This window comes from Mycolicibacterium grossiae (genome assembly GCF_008329645.1).
GTDB lineage: Bacteria > Actinomycetota > Actinomycetes > Mycobacteriales > Mycobacteriaceae > Mycobacterium > Mycobacterium grossiae.
Genome location: NZ_CP043474.1, coordinates 3,893,700 through 3,910,501 on the forward strand (window position 1 = coordinate 3,893,700; position 16,802 = coordinate 3,910,501).

Annotated in this window: 19 protein-coding genes; 14 read left to right on the top strand and 5 right to left on the bottom strand. The window is 72.5% G+C overall.

The features are described from left to right. The first annotated feature begins 46 nt into the window (after positions 1-46). Genes bioB through FZ046_RS18775 form a run of 3 tightly spaced genes read left to right on the top strand, consistent with a single transcriptional unit; the run spans position 47 to position 1,989 of the window. The gene (gene bioB / locus FZ046_RS18765; protein ID WP_070355295.1) at positions 47-1,081 is read left to right on the top strand and encodes a biotin synthase BioB; all 1,035 of its coding nucleotides are present in this window, start codon (positions 47-49) and stop codon (positions 1,079-1,081) included. 7 nt (positions 1,082-1,088) lie between these two features. Then, positions 1,089-1,286: a biotin synthase auxiliary protein BsaP gene (gene bsaP / locus FZ046_RS18770; protein WP_070355294.1), complete on the top strand. Its 198-nt coding sequence runs from the start codon at positions 1,089-1,091 to the stop codon at positions 1,284-1,286. Positions 1,287-1,317: 31 nt separating this feature from the next. Further along, on the top strand, positions 1,318-1,989 hold the full coding sequence (locus FZ046_RS18775; RefSeq protein ID WP_070355316.1) for a DUF2567 domain-containing protein: 672 nt from the start codon (positions 1,318-1,320) through the stop codon (positions 1,987-1,989). On the opposite strand, the gene FZ046_RS18780 is transcribed toward FZ046_RS18775, so the two are convergent. Next, the gene (locus tag FZ046_RS18780) at positions 1,925-3,277 is read right to left on the bottom strand and encodes a lipase family protein (protein ID WP_070355293.1); all 1,353 of its coding nucleotides are present in this window, start codon (positions 3,275-3,277) and stop codon (positions 1,925-1,927) included. The two genes, FZ046_RS18775 and FZ046_RS18780, sit on opposite strands and share 65 nt — an antisense overlap. A gap of 49 nt (positions 3,278-3,326) precedes the next feature. Next, on the bottom strand, positions 3,327-4,031 hold the full coding sequence (locus FZ046_RS18785) for an NUDIX hydrolase (RefSeq protein ID WP_070355315.1): 705 nt from the start codon (positions 4,029-4,031) through the stop codon (positions 3,327-3,329). 46 nt (positions 4,032-4,077) lie between these two features. Here FZ046_RS18785 and nadA point away from each other — a divergent pair, with 46 nt between their 5' ends. The 3 genes from nadA to nadC are packed head-to-tail and all read left to right on the top strand — an operon-like array spanning position 4,078 to position 7,579. Beyond that, positions 4,078-5,124 (top strand): quinolinate synthase NadA, encoded by a 1,047-nt coding sequence (gene nadA, locus FZ046_RS18790; protein ID WP_070355292.1) that lies wholly within the window; start codon positions 4,078-4,080, stop codon positions 5,122-5,124. Then, positions 5,121-6,722, top strand: coding sequence for an L-aspartate oxidase (locus FZ046_RS18795; protein WP_070355291.1), 1,602 nt, complete (start codon positions 5,121-5,123; stop codon positions 6,720-6,722). Before nadA ends, FZ046_RS18795 begins: the two co-directional genes overlap by 4 nt. Continuing rightward, the gene (gene nadC / locus FZ046_RS18800) at positions 6,722-7,579 is read left to right on the top strand and encodes a carboxylating nicotinate-nucleotide diphosphorylase (RefSeq protein WP_070355314.1); all 858 of its coding nucleotides are present in this window, start codon (positions 6,722-6,724) and stop codon (positions 7,577-7,579) included. Before FZ046_RS18795 ends, nadC begins: the two co-directional genes overlap by 1 nt. 6 nt (positions 7,580-7,585) lie before the next feature. On the opposite strand, the gene FZ046_RS18805 is transcribed toward nadC, so the two are convergent. From FZ046_RS18805 to FZ046_RS18815, 3 genes are all read right to left on the bottom strand, one after another. Continuing rightward, on the bottom strand, positions 7,586-8,926 hold the full coding sequence (locus tag FZ046_RS18805) for a hypothetical protein (protein WP_149484292.1): 1,341 nt from the start codon (positions 8,924-8,926) through the stop codon (positions 7,586-7,588). A gap of 189 nt (positions 8,927-9,115) precedes the next feature. Then, positions 9,116-9,751 (bottom strand): LysE family transporter, encoded by a 636-nt coding sequence (locus FZ046_RS18810; protein WP_070356319.1) that lies wholly within the window; start codon positions 9,749-9,751, stop codon positions 9,116-9,118. A gap of 55 nt (positions 9,752-9,806) precedes the next feature. Then, the gene (locus FZ046_RS18815) at positions 9,807-10,229 is read right to left on the bottom strand and encodes a nitroreductase family deazaflavin-dependent oxidoreductase (protein ID WP_070356318.1); all 423 of its coding nucleotides are present in this window, start codon (positions 10,227-10,229) and stop codon (positions 9,807-9,809) included. Positions 10,230-10,323: 94 nt separating this feature from the next. On the opposite strand from FZ046_RS18815, the gene hisD reads away from it, so the two are divergent. Genes hisD through hisI form a run of 8 tightly spaced genes read left to right on the top strand, consistent with a single transcriptional unit; the run spans position 10,324 to position 16,758 of the window. Continuing rightward, positions 10,324-11,664, top strand: a complete 1,341-nt coding sequence (gene hisD, locus FZ046_RS18820; protein WP_070356320.1) for a histidinol dehydrogenase — start codon at positions 10,324-10,326, stop codon at positions 11,662-11,664. Further along, entirely contained in the window at positions 11,661-12,797 is a 1,137-nt protein-coding gene (locus FZ046_RS18825) for a histidinol-phosphate transaminase (protein ID WP_070356317.1), read from the top strand. Before hisD ends, FZ046_RS18825 begins: the two co-directional genes overlap by 4 nt. After that, positions 12,794-13,414, top strand: a complete 621-nt coding sequence (gene hisB / locus FZ046_RS18830; RefSeq protein WP_070356316.1) for an imidazoleglycerol-phosphate dehydratase HisB — start codon at positions 12,794-12,796, stop codon at positions 13,412-13,414. The genes FZ046_RS18825 and hisB overlap by 4 nt, the downstream gene beginning before the upstream one ends. Continuing rightward, entirely contained in the window at positions 13,411-14,034 is a 624-nt protein-coding gene (gene hisH / locus FZ046_RS18835) for an imidazole glycerol phosphate synthase subunit HisH (protein WP_070356315.1), read from the top strand. The genes hisB and hisH overlap by 4 nt, the downstream gene beginning before the upstream one ends. A gap of 6 nt (positions 14,035-14,040) precedes the next feature. Continuing rightward, on the top strand, positions 14,041-14,790 hold the full coding sequence (gene priA / locus FZ046_RS18840) for a bifunctional 1-(5-phosphoribosyl)-5-((5-phosphoribosylamino)methylideneamino)imidazole-4-carboxamide isomerase/phosphoribosylanthranilate isomerase PriA (protein ID WP_070356314.1): 750 nt from the start codon (positions 14,041-14,043) through the stop codon (positions 14,788-14,790). Between the two features lie 11 nt (positions 14,791-14,801). Further along, positions 14,802-15,620 carry an inositol monophosphatase family protein gene (locus tag FZ046_RS18845; RefSeq protein WP_070356313.1) on the top strand — a complete coding sequence of 273 codons (819 nt, stop codon included), beginning with the start codon at positions 14,802-14,804 and terminating at the stop codon, positions 15,618-15,620. After that, positions 15,617-16,414 carry an imidazole glycerol phosphate synthase subunit HisF gene (gene hisF, locus FZ046_RS18850; protein WP_070356312.1) on the top strand — a complete coding sequence of 266 codons (798 nt, stop codon included), beginning with the start codon at positions 15,617-15,619 and terminating at the stop codon, positions 16,412-16,414. The genes FZ046_RS18845 and hisF overlap by 4 nt, the downstream gene beginning before the upstream one ends. Then, positions 16,411-16,758, top strand: a complete 348-nt coding sequence (gene hisI, locus FZ046_RS18855; RefSeq protein WP_070356311.1) for a phosphoribosyl-AMP cyclohydrolase — start codon at positions 16,411-16,413, stop codon at positions 16,756-16,758. The genes hisF and hisI overlap by 4 nt, the downstream gene beginning before the upstream one ends. The last annotated feature ends 44 nt before the right edge of the window (positions 16,759-16,802 follow it).

A 16,802-nucleotide genomic window follows, 5' to 3' on the forward strand; every position in this document is an offset into this window, starting at 1 on the left:
CTGTATCCTAAACACCGTTCAAGTCGGATGTCAGGAGGAGTGCCAGGTGACGCAAGCGGCGACCGCGGACGCGAAGAGCGACGACGCGCAGGACGTGTTGGCACTGGCCCGCGAGCAGGTGCTCGAGCAGGGCCGAGGACTGGACCAGCAGCAGGTCCTCGCGGTGCTCCAGCTGCCCGACGACCGCCTCCCCGAGCTGCTCGCCCTCGCCCACGACGTCCGCATGAAGTGGTGCGGCCCGGAGGTCGAGGTCGAGGGCATCATCAGCCTCAAGACCGGTGGCTGCCCCGAGGACTGCCACTTCTGCTCGCAGTCCGGGCTGTTCGCCTCGCCGGTGCGCAGCGCGTGGCTCGACATCCCCAGCCTCGTCGAGGCCGCCAAGCAGACCGCCAAGTCCGGCGCCACCGAGTTCTGCATCGTCGCCGCCGTGCGCGGCCCCGACGAGCGACTGCTCGCGCAGGTCGCCGCGGGCATCGAGGCGATCCGCAACGAGGTCGACATCCAGATCGCCTGCTCGCTGGGCATGCTGACCCAGGAGCAGGTCGACCGGCTCAAGGACATGGGCGTCCACCGTTACAACCACAACCTCGAGACGGCGCGCTCGTTCTTCACCAACGTCGTCACCACGCACTCCTGGGAGGAGCGCTGGGGAACGCTGGAGATGGTCCGCGAAGCCGGCATGGAGGTCTGCTGCGGCGGCATCCTCGGCATGGGCGAGACCCTGGAGCAGCGTGCCGAGTTCGCGGCGAACCTCGCCGAACTCGATCCGCACGAGGTGCCGCTGAACTTCCTGAACCCGCGGCCCGGCACGCCGTTCGGCGACCTCGAGGTGCTGCCGGCGTCGGAGGCGCTCAAGGCCGTCGCCGCCTTCCGGCTGGCGCTGCCGCGCACCATGCTCCGCTTCGCGGGCGGCCGGGAGATCACCCTCGGCGACCTCGGCGCCAAGCAGGGCATCCTCGGCGGCATCAACGCCGTCATCGTCGGCAACTACCTAACCACGCTGGGCCGCCCCGCCGAGGCGGACCTGGAGCTGCTCGACGATCTGCAGATGCCGATCAAGGCCCTCAACGCCAGCCTGTAGGACGACGATGTCGGAGCGGTTCAACGTCTACACCGGTGCCCCGGAGGGCGGTGCCACGCCGGCCGCCGCACTGCTCGGTCTGGAGCCGCCGCGGTTCTGCGCGGACTGCGGCCGGCGCATGATCGTGCAGGTCCGCCCGGACGGCTGGTCGGCACGGTGCTCGCGGCATGGCGACCTGGACTCGAAGGATCTCGAACGACGATGACGCTCGAACGACGATGACGCATGTCGAGCCCATGACGGGCGCACCGGCCGGGCCCCCGCGCGTCTCGCGGCGCCGGGCGGTGGTGACCGTGGTGCTGGGGCTGATCGCTGCCGGGGCGCTGGCGGGGGCGGCGTGGGCGTGGCTCGCGCCGCCCATCGCGGCGGTCATCGGTCTGACACGTGGCGGCGAGCGCGTGCACGGCTACGTCGGCGACGCGGCCGATCACCTGTTCCTCGGCGCGTTCCTGCTGCCCGGCCTGGTCAGCGTCGTCGCCGTCGTCGCCACGGCCGTGGTGTGGCGGTGGCGGGCGCACCGGGGTCCCGCGATGGTGGGTGCGCTGACCGTGGGCGCGCTGGCCGGGACGGCGGTGGCCGCCGGGGTCGGCGCGGCCCTGGCCCGCTGGCGGTGGGGAGCGGTGGACCTGGCGTCCGCGCCGGTCACGCCGGAGAGCCGGGTGTACTACTTCTTCGAGGCGCCGTCGGTGTTCTTCGGGCACGCGCCGCTGCAGATCGCGGTGTCGATCGTCTTTCCCGCGGGCATCGCGGCGCTGGCCTACGCGCTGTGCGCGCTGTCCACGCCGCGCGACGACCTCGGTGCCTGGCCGCCGGTGGACACGCCGGCCTGGCCGGCGCCGGAGTTCAGCGGTCCAGCAGCGACAGCGGGCGACGTTCCACCCGCCGACCCAGGATCACCTTCGCGCTGATCACACCGAGTCGCAGCATGCCCCGGTAGGTCGACGGGTTCAGCATGGTGGGCCAGGCGGTGCGCAGCCGGTTCTCCGAGATGGGGCGGCCGGCGAAGCGGTCCCGCAGCCACCGCAGCGTCATCGGCGCCGACAGTGGATGCAGCAGCATGTGCTCGCTGAACGCGTCGCGGTGGTAGGTGACGCTGGAACCGCCGCGGCTGTAGGTCTCGGTGAGTTCGTCGATGTCGTCGACCGAGACGATCTTGTCGTGCACGGCCTGGACGATCAGCACCGGCGGCGTCGGCGCGGTGCCGCCGAGCTTGATGCTGTCGAAGACGTGCTGGACCTCGGGGGTGTCGAGGATCCGCTGCAGCGGCCAGTCCACCAGGTCGTCCATGTCCTTGCGGATCAGCCACAGCACGGCCTGCGCCGTGGTCATCCGGTGCACGCGCTCGAGCATCTCCTTGCCGTCGGGGGTGGCGTGCTCGGAGATGATCCGGTCGAGGTCGGGATAGACGTGCGACAACGCGGCGACGACCATGGCCGGCAGCCCGGAGAACAGGCTGCCGTTGAGCCGGCGGTAGGCGCTACCGAGGTCGCCGACCGGCGAGCCCAGCACCGCGCCCACGACGTTGAGTTCCGGGGCGTAGTCGGCGTACACCTCGGCGGCCCAGGCGCTGGCCAGCCCGCCGCCGGAGTAGCCCCACAGGCCGACCGGGGCTTCCCGGGACAGGTTGAGGGGCTCGAAGTTCAGCGCCGCGCGGACGCCGTCGAGGACGTGGTAGCCGGGTTCGCGCGGCGCGCCCCAGATGCCGTCGGGGCCCTCGTGGTCGGGTACCGACACCGCCCAGCCCTCCGCGAGGGCCGCGGCGACGAGCAGGAACTCGACCTGCGCCAGTGCGCCGATGGCCTTCGCGCCACGCCGCAGTGCGTAGGAGGGGAAGCAGCGGCCCGAGATGCCGTCGATGGCGCACTGGTAGGAGACGATCGGGCACGGGCGGGTGGTGTCGCGCTGCACCGGCGCGACGACCGTGGTGACCACCGCGCGCGGGCGGCCGTCCATGTCGGCGGACCGGTACAGCAGCTGGGTGGCGGTGAATCGCTGCGGGACGAGGCCCAGGAAGGCGAGCGATACGTCACGCGATCGCAGGACGGTACCGGGGCGGGCGTGTTCGAACCCCGCGGGCGGGGTGTAGAACGCGTCGCGCTCGGGCAGCTGGGGCCGCTCCTCGGCCTCGAGCCCCTGGTGAGGGGCCACGCCGATCCACTCGGCACCGGTTGCTTCGGCCGCGCTGCCTAGATCCATCCGGCCATTCTCTCTTAACGAAACCTTAAAGACCAATGAGGGGGGTCGTTCACGTCGGCGGGCGCAGGGCCGCGAACTCGTCGGTGACGCGGTAGCGCGACTCGGCGAAGCGGTACAGCGCGGCCGGTCGACCGCCGCTGCGACCCGACTTGGCGGTGGTCCCGGTGGGGGCGATGACGCCGCGGCGGGCGAGCACGCGTTGCAGGTTGGTGGCGTCCACCGGGTAGCCGAGGGCCGCGCCGTAGACGTCGCGCAGCGTGGACAGCGCGAACTCGCGCGGTGCGAGCGCATACCCGATGTTGGTGTAGGAGAGCTTCGCATTCAGCCGGGCGTGTGCGTTGACGATCATCGTCTCGTGGTCGAACGCCAGGGGCGGCAGCGCGTCGACGGGGTGCCACCGGGTGTCCGGCGGCAGTGTCGGCGTGGCGGGGGAGGGCACCAGGCCCAGGAATGTCGACGCGATCGTCCGCCCGCCGTACACCGAGTCCGGTACGCGGTCCGGGGCGCTGAAGACCGCGAGCTGCTCGAGGTGGGCCACCTCGCGCAGGTCCACCTTCTCGGCCAGCTGCCGGCGGACCGAACTCGTCATGTCCTCGTCCAGGCGCAGCTGGCCGCCGGGCAGCGACCACGCACCGCGCTGCGGTTCCATCGCCCGCTCCCACAGCAGGACGTCGAGCTGCGGTTTCCGCGTCCCGAGGCGGCGCACCTGAAACACGACGGCGAGCACTTCGTGTGCGGTGCTACGATGTGGCATGTTTTCGATCATAAGTCGAAAACCTCGGGAGTCAAAGGAGACGGCCATGACGGTGCTGGACACCACGGCGGAGCCCCAGGGCTGGGCGGACAAGATCACGAACGGCCCGGGTGGTTACGGCGGCGTGGAGGCCGACGAGCAGTGGGCCGCCGAGGTCCGCCGCCTCGTCGAGCAGCGCAACGCGACACTGCTGGCGCACAACTACCAGGTGCCGGCCATCCAGGACATCGCCGATCACGTCGGGGACTCGCTGGCGCTGTCGCGCATCGCCGCCGAGGCGCCCGAGGACGTCATCGTGTTCTGCGGCGTGCACTTCATGGCGGAGACCGCGAAGATCCTCAGCCCCGACAAGACGGTGCTGATCCCGGACCAGCGGGCGGGCTGCTCGCTGGCCGACTCGATCACCGCCGAGGATCTGCGTGCGTGGAAGGACGAGTTCCCCGACGCCGTCGTGGTGTCCTACGTGAACACCACCGCCGCGGTGAAGGCCCTGACCGACGTGTGCTGCACCTCCTCGAACGCCGTCGAGGTGGTGGCCTCCATCCCCGCCGACCGCGACGTGCTGTTCTGCCCGGACCAGTTCCTCGGTGCGCACGTGCGGCGCGTCACCGGCCGGAAGAACCTGCACGTCTGGGCGGGCGAGTGCCACGTGCACGCCGGCATCAACGGCGACGAGCTGGCCGCCCAGGCGCGCAGCCATCCCGATGCCGAGTTGTTCGTGCACCCCGAGTGCGGCTGCGCCACGTCGGCGCTGTACCTCGCCGGCGAGGGAGCCGTCCCGGACGACCGCGTCAAGATCCTCTCCACCGGCGGCATGCTCGACGCCGCCCGCGAGACCCGCGCCCGCCAGGTCCTGGTGGCCACCGAGATCGGCATGCTGCACCAGTTGCGGCGCGCCGCACCGGACGTCGACTTCCGGGCCGTCAACGACCGGGCGTCGTGCACCTACATGAAGATGATCACCCCGGCCGCGCTGCTGCGGTGCCTGCGCGAGGGCGCCGACGAGGTGCACGTGGACCCGGAGACCGCCCGCCTCGCACGTGCCAGCGTCCAGCGCATGATCGCGATCGGGCAGCCCGGCGGCGGGGAATGACGCGCCGCCTCGCCCGCTGCGGCGGCAGCGGCGTCTGGGAGCAGCGCGCCGACGTCGTCGTGGTCGGCACCGGCGTGGCGGGGCTGGCCGCTGCGTTGGCTGCGCACCGCAGCGGCCGTCGCGTGGTCGTGCTGAGCAAGGCCCGTGAGACCGCCACGTTCTACGCCCAGGGCGGCATCGCGGTGGTGCTGCCGCGGACCGACGACTCGGTGGAGGCGCACGTCGCCGACACCCTGGCCGCGGGCGGCGGACTGTGTGACGCCGCGGCGGTCACGTCGATCGTCGCCGACGGTCACCGGGCGGTCCGCGACCTGGTGGCCGACGGGGCGCGCTTCGATTCTCCCGCCGGAGGTGCCTCGCCCGGAACCCCGGATGGCGCGTGGGCGCTCACCCGCGAGGGCGGCCACTCGCGGCGCCGCATCATCCACGCCGGTGGCGACGCGACCGGCGCCGAGGTGCAGCGCGCCCTCGACGCCGCGGCCGCGCGCCTCGACGTCCGGACCGGACACGTGGCGCTCGAGGTGCTGCACGACGACGCCGGCGTGACCGGCGTGCTGGTGCACGACGGCAGCGGACCGGGCATCCTGCACGCCCCGACGGTCGTGCTCGCCACGGGCGGCCTCGGGCACCTCTACGCCGCCACCACCAACCCGGAGGGCTCCACCGGGGACGGCATCGCGCTGGCGCTGTGGGCGGGCGTGCCGGTCGCGGACCTCGAGTTCGTGCAGTTCCACCCGACCATGCTGTGCGTCGACGGTGGCGGACGCCGCCCGCTGATCACCGAGGCGCTGCGCGGCGAGGGAGCGGTGCTCGTCGACGGCCACGGGCGCTCGGTCACCGCGGGTGTCCACCCGATGGGCGACCTCGCGCCGCGCGACGTCGTCGCGGCGGCGATCGACGCCCGGTTGCGCGAGAGCGGGGACGCCCGCGTCTTCCTCGACGCGCGCGCCGTCGCCGACGTCGCCGTGCGCTTCCCGACCGTCACCGCGGCCTGCCGCGCGGCGGGCATCGACCCGCAGCACCAGTTGATCCCGGTCGTGCCGGGTGCGCACTACAGCTGCGGCGGCGTCGTCACCGACGTCGAGGGCCGCACGTCCCTGCCCGGGCTGTACGCCGCGGGCGAGGTCGCCCGCACCGGCATGCACGGCGCCAACCGGCTGGCATCCAACAGCCTGCTGGAGGGGCTGGTCGTCGGTGGCCGCGCGGGCCGGGCCGCCGCCGCGCATGCGCTCGACGCCGGCGCCGGTCGCCGCGCCGTCCCCACCGAGGAGACCCGAGTCGCGCTGCCTCGCAACGCACTGCAGCAGCAGATGAGTCGGGCCGTGGGTGTGCGGCGCGACGCCGCCGGGCTGCGGGCCACCGCCGACCTGCTGGGCACCGCGACACCCGTCACCCGGGGTGGACGCGCCGCGGCCGAGGACGCCGTCCTCACCGTCACCGCGGGTGCCGTCGTCGCGGCTGCTCGCGAGCGCGCCGAGTCCCGCGGCTGCCACCACCGGTCCGATCACCCGGCGACCGACCCGGCCCGGGCCGTCAGTTCCACCGTCCGCCTCGACGACGGACGTCTCACCGTCTCTCAACCCCTGGGGGTGTGCTGATGCGACTCACCGACGACGAACGACGCGAGGCGCTCGCCGCGATCGAGCGGGCGCTGACCGAGGACCTCCGGTACGGCCCGGACGTCACCACCGAGGCCACGGTGTCCGCCGACGCCCGCACCGTCGCCGCAATGGTCACCCGCGAACCCGGCGTCGTCGCCGGCGTCGAGGTCGCCCTGCTGGTGTTCGACGAGGTGCTCGGCAGCGACGGTTACCGGGTCGTGGAGCGCGTGGAGGACGGCGCACGGCTCGAGGCGGGCCAGCCGTTGCTCGTCGTGGAGGCCACGATGCGCGGCTTGCTCACCGCCGAGCGCACGACGCTGAATTTGGTGAGCCACCTCAGCGGAATCGCCACCGCGACCGCCCGCTGGGTCGACGCCGTCGAGGGCACCGGCACGGCGATCCGCGACACCCGCAAGACCCTGCCGGGGCTGCGCGCGCTGCAGAAGTACGCCGTGCGCGTGGGCGGCGGCGTCAACCACCGCATGGGTCTCGGTGACGCGGCGTTGATCAAGGACAACCACGTGGCCGCGGCCGGGGGCGTCGTCGAGGCGCTGAAACTGGTCCGCGCGGCCGCGCCCGACCTGCCCTGCGAGGTGGAGGTCGACTCGCTCGAGCAGCTCGACGCCATCCTCGGAGAGGACGTCGAGCTGGTGCTGCTCGACAACTTCCCGGTGTGGCAGACCCAGATCGCGGTGCAGCGCCGCAACTCGCGCGCGCCCGGCACCAAGCTGGAGTCCTCGGGCGGGTTGTCGCTCGACACCGCCGCCGACTATGCCGGCACCGGCGTCGACTACCTCGCCGTCGGCGCGCTCACCCATTCGGTGCGGGTGCTCGACATCGGGTTGGACGTCTAGGGGCGGTCAGTCCGCGTCGGAGTCCGCCCCGGTGGTCGATCCCGCCCCGCTGGTCGATTCCGCCCCGCTGGTCGGTCCCGCCCCGCGGCCCGCAGCACCGGTCGCCGACGACGTGCCCGCGGATGCGCCCGCCGTCGTCGACGTGGTCGCCACCCGGGTCGTCCCGGTGGTCGCGGTGCCGGGCGTGGTCCCGCCGGGGACGGTGGTCGCGCCGTCCTGGCCGTCGCTACCGCGGGTACCGGATACCGTGCCGCCGCTCCCTCCGGTGCCGCCCGCGCCGCCGCGGGTGGCGCCGCTGCCCGTGGCGTCGCCGCCCGTGCCGCCGGCTCCGCCGTCGCCGACCTCGCTGGCCGCGCCGCCGTCACCGCCGCGGCCACCCGTGGCCGTCGACCGCGGACTCTCGGCGGTGCCGCCCGCGCCGCCCGCGCCACCGCTGCCCGTCATGCCGCCAGTGCCTCCCGCGCCGCCGGCCCCGCCGGTCGCGATGCCGTCGGCACTGTACGCCGCGCCGCCCTGGCCGCCCTGCCCGCCGTTGCCGGCGATCATGCCTCCGTTTCCGCCGCGCCCACCCTGCAGTCCGGTGGCGGTGCCGTAGCCGACGACGGCGATGCCTCCGGCGCCGCCGTTGCCGCCATTGCCGAACAGGCCGGCGTTGCCGCCGTTGCCGCCGAAGCCCCGCACGCCGACCCCGCCATTGCCGCCGTTGCCGATGAGCAGCCCGCCGTTGCCACCGTCCTGGCCGGCGAACCCGTCGCCGCCGTTGCCGATGAGCAGACCGGCATTCTGTCCGGGCCCGCCGTCGCTGATGAAGATCTTCACGAAGGCGGCGACGGCGTCGCCCAGCCCCGGTGCCGCCGGTGCGGCGGCCAGGGCTGCCGGTGTGGCGCCGGACGTCGGCGCGAGCGCCAACGGGAGGGCCGACCCGGAGGCGGTGCGCGCACCGTCATCGGTCACCGCCGCTTGCGGTGCGGCGGCGGTTCCGGGTCGCGCGACGAGCGCGGCCGGTGCGACCCGTGACGGGCCGGTCGTCGCACCGCCGGCGGCGCGCGCCGCGGCGGCCCCTGGGTCGGTCGGCGGAGCCGGCTGGGCGAGCGCGGACGCCAGCGCCGGGGCGAGCGTCGTGGCCCATGACGGCGCCGCGGGGGCGGTGCCCGTCAGCAGCGCGGTGGGTGTGGCGACCGCCGCCGGAGCGGGAAGGTGCGCGGCCGCGGACGTGGGACGGATCGGCGTCGCCGTGGGATCCGCGGGATCGGCGCCGGCGGCGGTGGTGCCTGCAGCGGTGACGACGCCGACGGCGAGGGCGGCGGTGAACATGGTCGATCGGCTGGTGCTCGGGCCGAGGGGCATGCGTGGGGTCTCCCGTGGTCGTGGTCGGACGGCGGGGCCCTGCGTCCCCGCGCGCGGCGTCACCACGTAAACACACGTTCACGGCTTGGTTCAAGCCGTAACCAGGATCTTCCGCTGCGTCAAAAACTGCTGGCTAATGCCGTCACAACCCGGCCCTGGGCGTTAACCAAGATCACCGATCGTGGCGCATCAGGCGGTCGCGGCGCGCCGCACCAGCGACAGCACCACGGCGGCGGTGGCGAAGAGTCCGGAGAACACCCGGTTGACGATGGTCTGCTGACGCGGCGTGTGCATCCACCGCAGCAACCGCGCCGCCAGGCCGGTGTAGAGGCCCATCACGACGCAGTCGACGACGATCATCGTCACGCCGATGGCGAGATACTGCGGCAGCAGCGGCGCGCCGGGCACGAGGAACTGCGGCGTCACCGCGAGGAAGAACACCAACCCCTTGGGGTTCGTGGCGTTGACCAGGAATCCGCGAGTGACCAACGCCATCCGCCCACGGTCGCCGCTACCGGTGAGCTGCTCGCCCAGGTCCCGCGTCGCCGAACGCCACTGCCGCACCGCCAGGTACAGCAGGTACGCCACACCGATCCACTTGATGACGTTGAACGCGACCACCGAACGCGTGACGACGGCGCCCAGCCCCAGCGCGACCAGGGTCAGCTGCAACATCAGCCCCACCTCGAGGCCGAGGATGCTCCAGTAGCCGCGCCGGACGCCGTGGGTCAGGCCGGTGGCCATCGACTGGATGGCACCGGCCCCCGGTGACACCGCGATGAGGATCGCCGCACCGAGGAACGCCAACCACAGACTCCAGCTCATGCCACGAAGTGTGGCAGCGGCCGAGACGTCCGCTCAAGCCGTTTCCGGGCGCAGCTCAGGCGATGTCGGCGACGAACGTGCCCTGCCGCTTGGCCAGCATGCGCGGGATTCGAGGCAGCGCCGGGTCGTGCGTACCGGCGGGAAGGACGCGGGGATTGGTCAGATGCAGGTCCTGGCGGCCGACGTGGATGTCGGCCTCGCCGGCGGCGAGCACGTTCTTCACCCAGTTCGTCTTGCCGTGGACGAGGCCAATCGCGAGCAGGCGGTCCTTGCGGTAGGCGGTGACGATCGTCTCGTAGGTCTTTCCCGACGTACGGCCGCGGTGGCGGATGACCGCGAAACCGGGCATCCGCTTCGACAGCGGGCGCAGCAGCGGGTTGACGTACTTGATCTGGAAGTTCTCCAACCAGACCGGGATGAGCATCGGGACGCCGGGCGCGTCGTTGGGGTGATCCTTGCGTGCGGACGAGCTGGACATGGCGGCTCCATTTCGATTTGGACTGCTCTGGGACAATAGTGGCGTGAAGACCTCCCCATCTGGTCCGGAGGCGGCGTCCGGGCCGCTGCTGACGATGCCGCGCATCGACCTGCGGGGTGACGAGCTGTCGGTGGCGCGGCTGCGTGCCGTGCTGCCCCGCGGCGGCGTCGACGTCGACTCCGTGCTGCCCACCGTCCGGCCGATCGTCGATGCCGTGGTCGAACGTGGTGCGGAGGCTGCGCTCGAGTACGGCGAGCGCTTCGACGGCCTGCGCCCGGCCGCCGTCCGCGTCCCCGTCGACGCGCTGCACGCCGCCCTGACCGCCCTCGACGGCGACATCCGCGCCGCTCTCGAGGTGTCCATCGAGCGGGCCCGCGCGGTGCACGCCGATCAGCGCCGCACCGACACCACCACCACGCTGGGGCCCGGAGCCACCGTCACCGAACGCTGGGTGCCGGTCGCCCGGGTGGGGCTTTACGTGCCCGGCGGCAACGCGGTCTACCCGTCGAGCGTCGTCATGAACGTGGTGCCCGCGCAGATCGCCGGTGTCGACTCGCTGGTCATCGCCAGCCCGCCCCAACACGATCCCGCCGGGGAGTTCCACGGGTTGCCGCACCCGACGATCCTCGCGGCGGCCGCGCTGCTCGGCGTCGACGAGGTCTGGGCAGTGGGTGGCGCACAAGCCGTCGCGCTGCTCGCCTACGGCGGCACCGACACCGACGGCGGTGCCCTCGCGCCCGTCGACATGATCACCGGGCCGGGCAACATCTACGTCACCGCCGCCAAGCGGATCTGCCGGTCGGCGGTCGGCATCGACGCCGAGGCGGGGCCCACCGAGATCGCGATCCTCGCCGACCACTCCGCGGATCCGGTGCACGTGGCCGCCGATCTGATCAGCCAGGCCGAGCACGACGAGATGGCGGCGTCGGTGCTGGTGACCACCAGCGAGGACCTCGCGGCCGCCGCCGACGCCGAGGTCGCCGCACAGGTCGCCACCACCCGGCACCGCGACCGCGTCACCACCGCCCTCACCGGCCGGCAGTCGGCCATCGTCCTGGTCGACGACGTCGACGCGGGACTGAAGGTGATCGACGCCTACGCCGCCGAACACCTGGAGATCCAAACCGTCGACGCGGCCGCGGTCGCGCGCCGGGTCCGCAACGCCGGCGCCATCTTCGTCGGCGCCTTCTCCCCGGTGAGCCTCGGTGACTACTGCGCGGGGTCCAACCACGTGCTGCCCACGGCCGGGTGCGCACGCCACTCCTCCGGGCTGTCGGTGCAGACGTTCCTGCGGGGCATTCACGTGGTGGACTACAGCGAGGCGGCTCTCAAGGACGTGGCGGGCTACGTGATCACGCTCGCCGAAGCCGAGAACCTCCCCGCGCACGGCGAGGCGGTGCGCCGGCGGTTCGGCGGTCCGGAGGCCGACCGGTGACCGCGTCCGGCATCACGCTCGCCGACCTGCCGCTGCGGGAGAACCTGCGCGGCAAGTCGCCCTACGGCGCGCCGCAGCTGGCAGTGCCGGTGCGGCTCAACACGAACGAGAACCCGCACCCGCCGACGCAGGCCCTCGTCGACGACGTCGCCGCGTCGGTGCGCGACGCGGCGGCCGACCTGCACCGCTACCCGGACCGCGACGCGGTGCTGCTGCGTGCCGACCTGGCCGCCTACGTCACCGCTCAGACCGGTGTTCGGGTCGACACCGAGAACCTCTGGGCTGCCAACGGTTCGAACGAGATCCTGCAGCAGCTGCTGCAGGCGTTCGGCGGGCCTGGGCGCAGCGCGATCGGTTTCGTCCCGTCGTACTCGATGCACCCGATCATCTCCGACGGCACCCAGACCGCGTGGTTGGAGGCCGCCCGTGCCGACGACTTCGGCCTCGACGTCGAGGCGGCCGTCGCCGCGATCGCCGAGCGGTCGCCCGACGTGGTCTTCGTGGCCAGCCCCAACAACCCGTCGGGACAGAGCATCTCGCTCGCCGACCTGCGGCGCGTCCTCGACGCGGCGCCCGGTGTCGTGATCGTCGACGAGGCGTACGGCGAGTTCTCGTCCGAGCCCAGCGCGGTGCACCTGCTCGCCGAATATCCCGCCACGCTCGTCGTGACCCGCACGATGAGCAAGGCGTTCGCGTTCGCCGGCGGGCGGCTGGGGTATCTGGTCGCCGACCCCGCGGTGATCGACGCGCTGCTGCTGGTGCGGCTGCCGTATCACCTGTCGGTGGTCACCCAGGCCGCGGCCCGGGCCGCGCTGCGCCACGCCGACGACACGCTCGGCAGCGTCGCGGTGTTGATCGCCGAGCGCGAGCGCGTCTCGAATGCGTTGCGTGACATGGGCTTCCGCGTCATCCCGAGCGACGCGAACTTCGTCCTGTTCGGTGAGTTCGCCGATGCCGCGGCGACGTGGCAGCGCTACCTCGACGCCGGGGTCCTCATCCGCGACGTCGGCATTCCCGGGTTCCTGCGGGCCACCACCGGCCTGGTCGACGAGAACGACGTCCTGCTCGACGTCAGCGCCACGCTGGCCGCCACGGAACTGACCGCCACCACCAGCCGCCTAGGAGCATCATGAACGTGCCGGCCCCCCGCCGCGCGAGAGTCGAACGTACGACCAAGGAATCGGACATCGTCGTCGAGATCGACCTCGACGGCACCGGAAAGGTCGACATCGCCACCGGCGTCCCGTTCTTCGACCACATGCTGACGTCGCTGGGCAGCCACGCCAGCTTCGACCTCACGGTGCACGCCACCGGGGACGTCGAGATCGAGGGCCACCACACCGTGGAGGACACCGCGATCGTGCTCGGCCAGGCGCTCGGGCAGGCGCTCGGGGACAAGAAGGGCATCCGCCGCTTCGGTGACGCGTTCATCCCGATGGACGAGACGCTCGCACACGCCGCGGTGGACGTGTCCGGCCGGCCGTACTTCGTGCACACCGGGGAGCCGGAGTTCATGGTGCACTTCACGATTGCCGGGTCCAGCGCGCCCTACCACACCGTGATCAACCGGCACGTGTTCGAGTCGCTGGCGTACAACGCGCGCATCGCGCTGCACGTGCGGACCCTCTACGGCCGGGACCCGCACCACATCACCGAAGCCGAGTACAAGGCCGTGGCCCGCGCGCTGCGCCAGGCCGTCGAGCCGGATCCGCGGGTGAGTGGCGTGCCGTCGACCAAGGGCACGCTGTGAGCAAGCGCTCGGTGGTGGTGCTCGACTACGGTTCGGGCAACCTGCGATCGGCGCAGCGTGCGCTGGAGCGGGTCGGCGCCGAGGTCGAGGTGACCGCCGACCCGGCGGCCGCCGCGGCCGCCGACGGATTGGTCGTGCCCGGGGTCGGCGCCTACGAGGCCTGCATGGCCGGGCTGCGGGCCATCGACGGCGAGAAGATCATCGCCGACCGCCTGGCGGCCGGCCGGCCGGTACTGGGCGTGTGCGTCGGCATGCAGATCCTGTTCGCCCGCGGCGTCGAGTTCGGCGTGGAGTCGGTCGGGTGCGCACAGTGGCCGGGTGCGGTCACCCAGCTCGACGCGCCGGTGATCCCGCACATGGGCTGGAACGTCGTGGAGGCCCCGGCGAAGTCGACGCTGTTCCGCGGCATCGACGACGCCACGCGGTTCTACTTCGTCCACTCCTATGCCGCGCAGGCGTGGGAGGGCGACCCCGCCGCGCAGCTGACGTGGGCCACGCACCACGTGCGCTTCCTGGCGGCGGTCGAGGACGGGGCGCTGTCGGCCACGCAGTTCCACCCGGAGAAGAGTGGCGACGCCGGTGCGGCCCTGCTGGGCAATTGGCTCGAGGAACTAGGGTGATGTGACGTGCCGAGAACACCATTGATTCTGCTGCCCGCCGTCGACGTGGTCGACGGGAAGGCCGTACGCCTGGTTCAGGGCGTCGCGGGCAGCGAGACCGACTACGGTTCGGCGCTCGACGCCGCGCTGGGCTGGCAGCAGGACGGCGCGGAGTGGATCCACCTCGTCGACCTCGACGCGGCGTTCGGCCGCGGCTCCAACCGCGAGCTGCTGGCCGAGGTGATCGGCAAGCTCGACGTCGCCGTCGAACTGTCGGGCGGCATCCGCGACGACGAGTCGCTGAGCGCCGCGCTCGCGACCGGGTGCGCGCGGGTCAATCTCGGTACCGCGGCGCTGGAGAATCCGCAGTGGTGCGCCCGCATGATCGCCGAGCACGGCGACAAGGTGGCCGTAGGCCTCGACGTGAAGATCGACTCCGACCACGGCGGGTACCGCCTCCGCGGGCGCGGCTGGGAGACCGACGGCGGTGACCTGTGGGAGGTCCTCGAGCGCCTGAACGGCGAGGGGTGTTCGCGCTACGTCGTCACCGACGTCGGCAAGGACGGCACGCTCAAGGGCCCCAACCTCGAACTGCTGGGCGGCGTCGCGGATCGGACCACGGCCCCGGTGATCGCGTCCGGCGGGGTGTCGAGCATCGCCGATCTCGAGGCGATCGCCACGCTCACCGACCGCGGGGTCGAGGGCTCGATCGTCGGAAAGGCGTTGTACGCCGGGCGGTTCACGTTGCCGGAAGCCCTCGACGCGGTCAGCCGGTAGGGCGGACGGGAATGGCGATGGATCAGGCCGATCTCGGCGCACTGGTGCGCGCGGCGTCGTCGATCCTCGACGAGGCCGCGGGCCCGTTCGTGGCCGGCCACCGTGCCGACTCCGCGGTGGCGAAGAAGGGCAACGACTTCGCGACCGAGGTCGACCTCGCGATCGAGCGGCAGGTCGTCGAGGCGCTGCAGGAGGCCACCGGGATCGGCGTGCACGGCGAGGAGTTCGGCGGCGCCGACCTCGACTCGCACCTGGTGTGGGTGCTCGACCCGATCGACGGCACCTTCAACTACGCCGCGGGGCTCCCCATGGCGGGGATCCTGCTGGGCCTGCTGCGCGACGGTGAGCCGGTGGCGGGGCTGACGTGGCTGCCGTTCACCGACCAGCGCTACACCGCCGTCGTGGGAGAACCGTTGTACGCCAACGGCGTCGCGCAGCCCACGTTGACCGAGTCGGACCTCGCCGACTGCATCGTCGCGACCGGGTCGTTCAACATCGCCTCGCGCGGCCGCTTCCCGGGTCCCTACCGGGTGGCGGTTCTCGAGCGGCTCAGCCGCAAGTGTTCGCGCATTCGCATGCACGGCGCCACTGGCGTCGACTTCGCCTACGTCGCGGCGGGTGTCCTGGGCGGCGCCATCAGCTTCGGCCACCACGTGTGGGACCACGCGGCGGGCGTCGCGCTGGTCCGCGCGGCGGGCGGCGTCGTGACCGATCTCGAGGGCGCGCCGTGGACGCCCTCGTCGCTGTCCGCGCTGGCGGGGGAGCCCGGCGTGCATGCCGAGATCCTCGAGATCGTCGCCTCGGCCGGCTCGCCGGAGGACTACCGGTGAATCACCACGGCGACGACGGCGACCGACTCGCCGTCCGTGTCATCCCCTGCCTGGACGTCGACGCGGGCCGCGTGGTCAAGGGCGTCAACTTCGAGAATCTGCGCGACGCAGGCGATCCCGTCGAGCTGGCTGCCGTGTACGACGCGGAGGGCGCCGACGAGCTGACGTTCCTGGACGTGACCGCCTCGTCGTCCGGTCGCGCCACCATGCTGGAGGTGGTGCGCCGCACCGCCGAACAGGTCTTCATCCCGCTGACCGTCGGCGGCGGGGTGCGCTCCGTCGAGGACGTCGACACCCTGCTGCGCGCCGGTGCGGACAAGGTGTCGGTGAACACCGCCGCGATCGCACGGCCGGATCTCCTCGCCGAGCTGTCCCGGCAGTTCGGATCGCAGTGCATCGTGCTGTCCGTCGACGCGCGGACGGTGCCGGCGGATGCGACGCCGACGCCGTCCGGGTGGGAGGTCACCACGCACGGCGGCCGTCGCGGCACCGGCATCGACGCCGTCGAATGGGCCCGTCGCGGCGCCGAACTGGGCGTGGGGGAGATCCTGCTCAACTCCATGGACGCCGACGGGACCAAGGCGGGCTTCGACATCGGGATGCTGCGCGCGGTCCGCGAGGCCGTGACGGTGCCGGTGATCGCCAGCGGCGGCGCCGGGGCGGCCGCGCACTTCGCGCCCGCGGTCGACGCCGGTGCCGATGCGGTGCTCGCCGCGAGCGTCTTCCACTTCAAGGAGCTGTCGATCGGCGAGGTGAAGGCGGCGATGGCGGCGGAAGGGATCGTGGTGCGATGAGCGCGCTCGACACGGACATCGCGAAGCGGTTGAAGCGCAACGCCGAGGGACTGTTCACCGCGGTGGTGCAGGAGCGCGGCAGCGGCGATGTGCTGATGGTCGCATGGATGGACGACGACGCACTGGCCCGCACGCTCGCCACGCGGGAGGCGACGTACTTCTCGCGTTCGCGGCAAGAGCAGTGGGTGAAGGGCGCGACGTCCGGGCACACCCAGCGGGTGCACTCGGTGCGGTTGGACTGCGACGGCGACACGGTGCTGCTCGAGGTCGACCAGGTGGGCGGCGCGTGCCATACCGGCGACCACAGCTGCTTCGACGCCGATCAACTGCTCGCTCCGGAGTGATGCCGCGTTCGGCCACCGATCGGCGCTGAATTGTCGGACCCCGT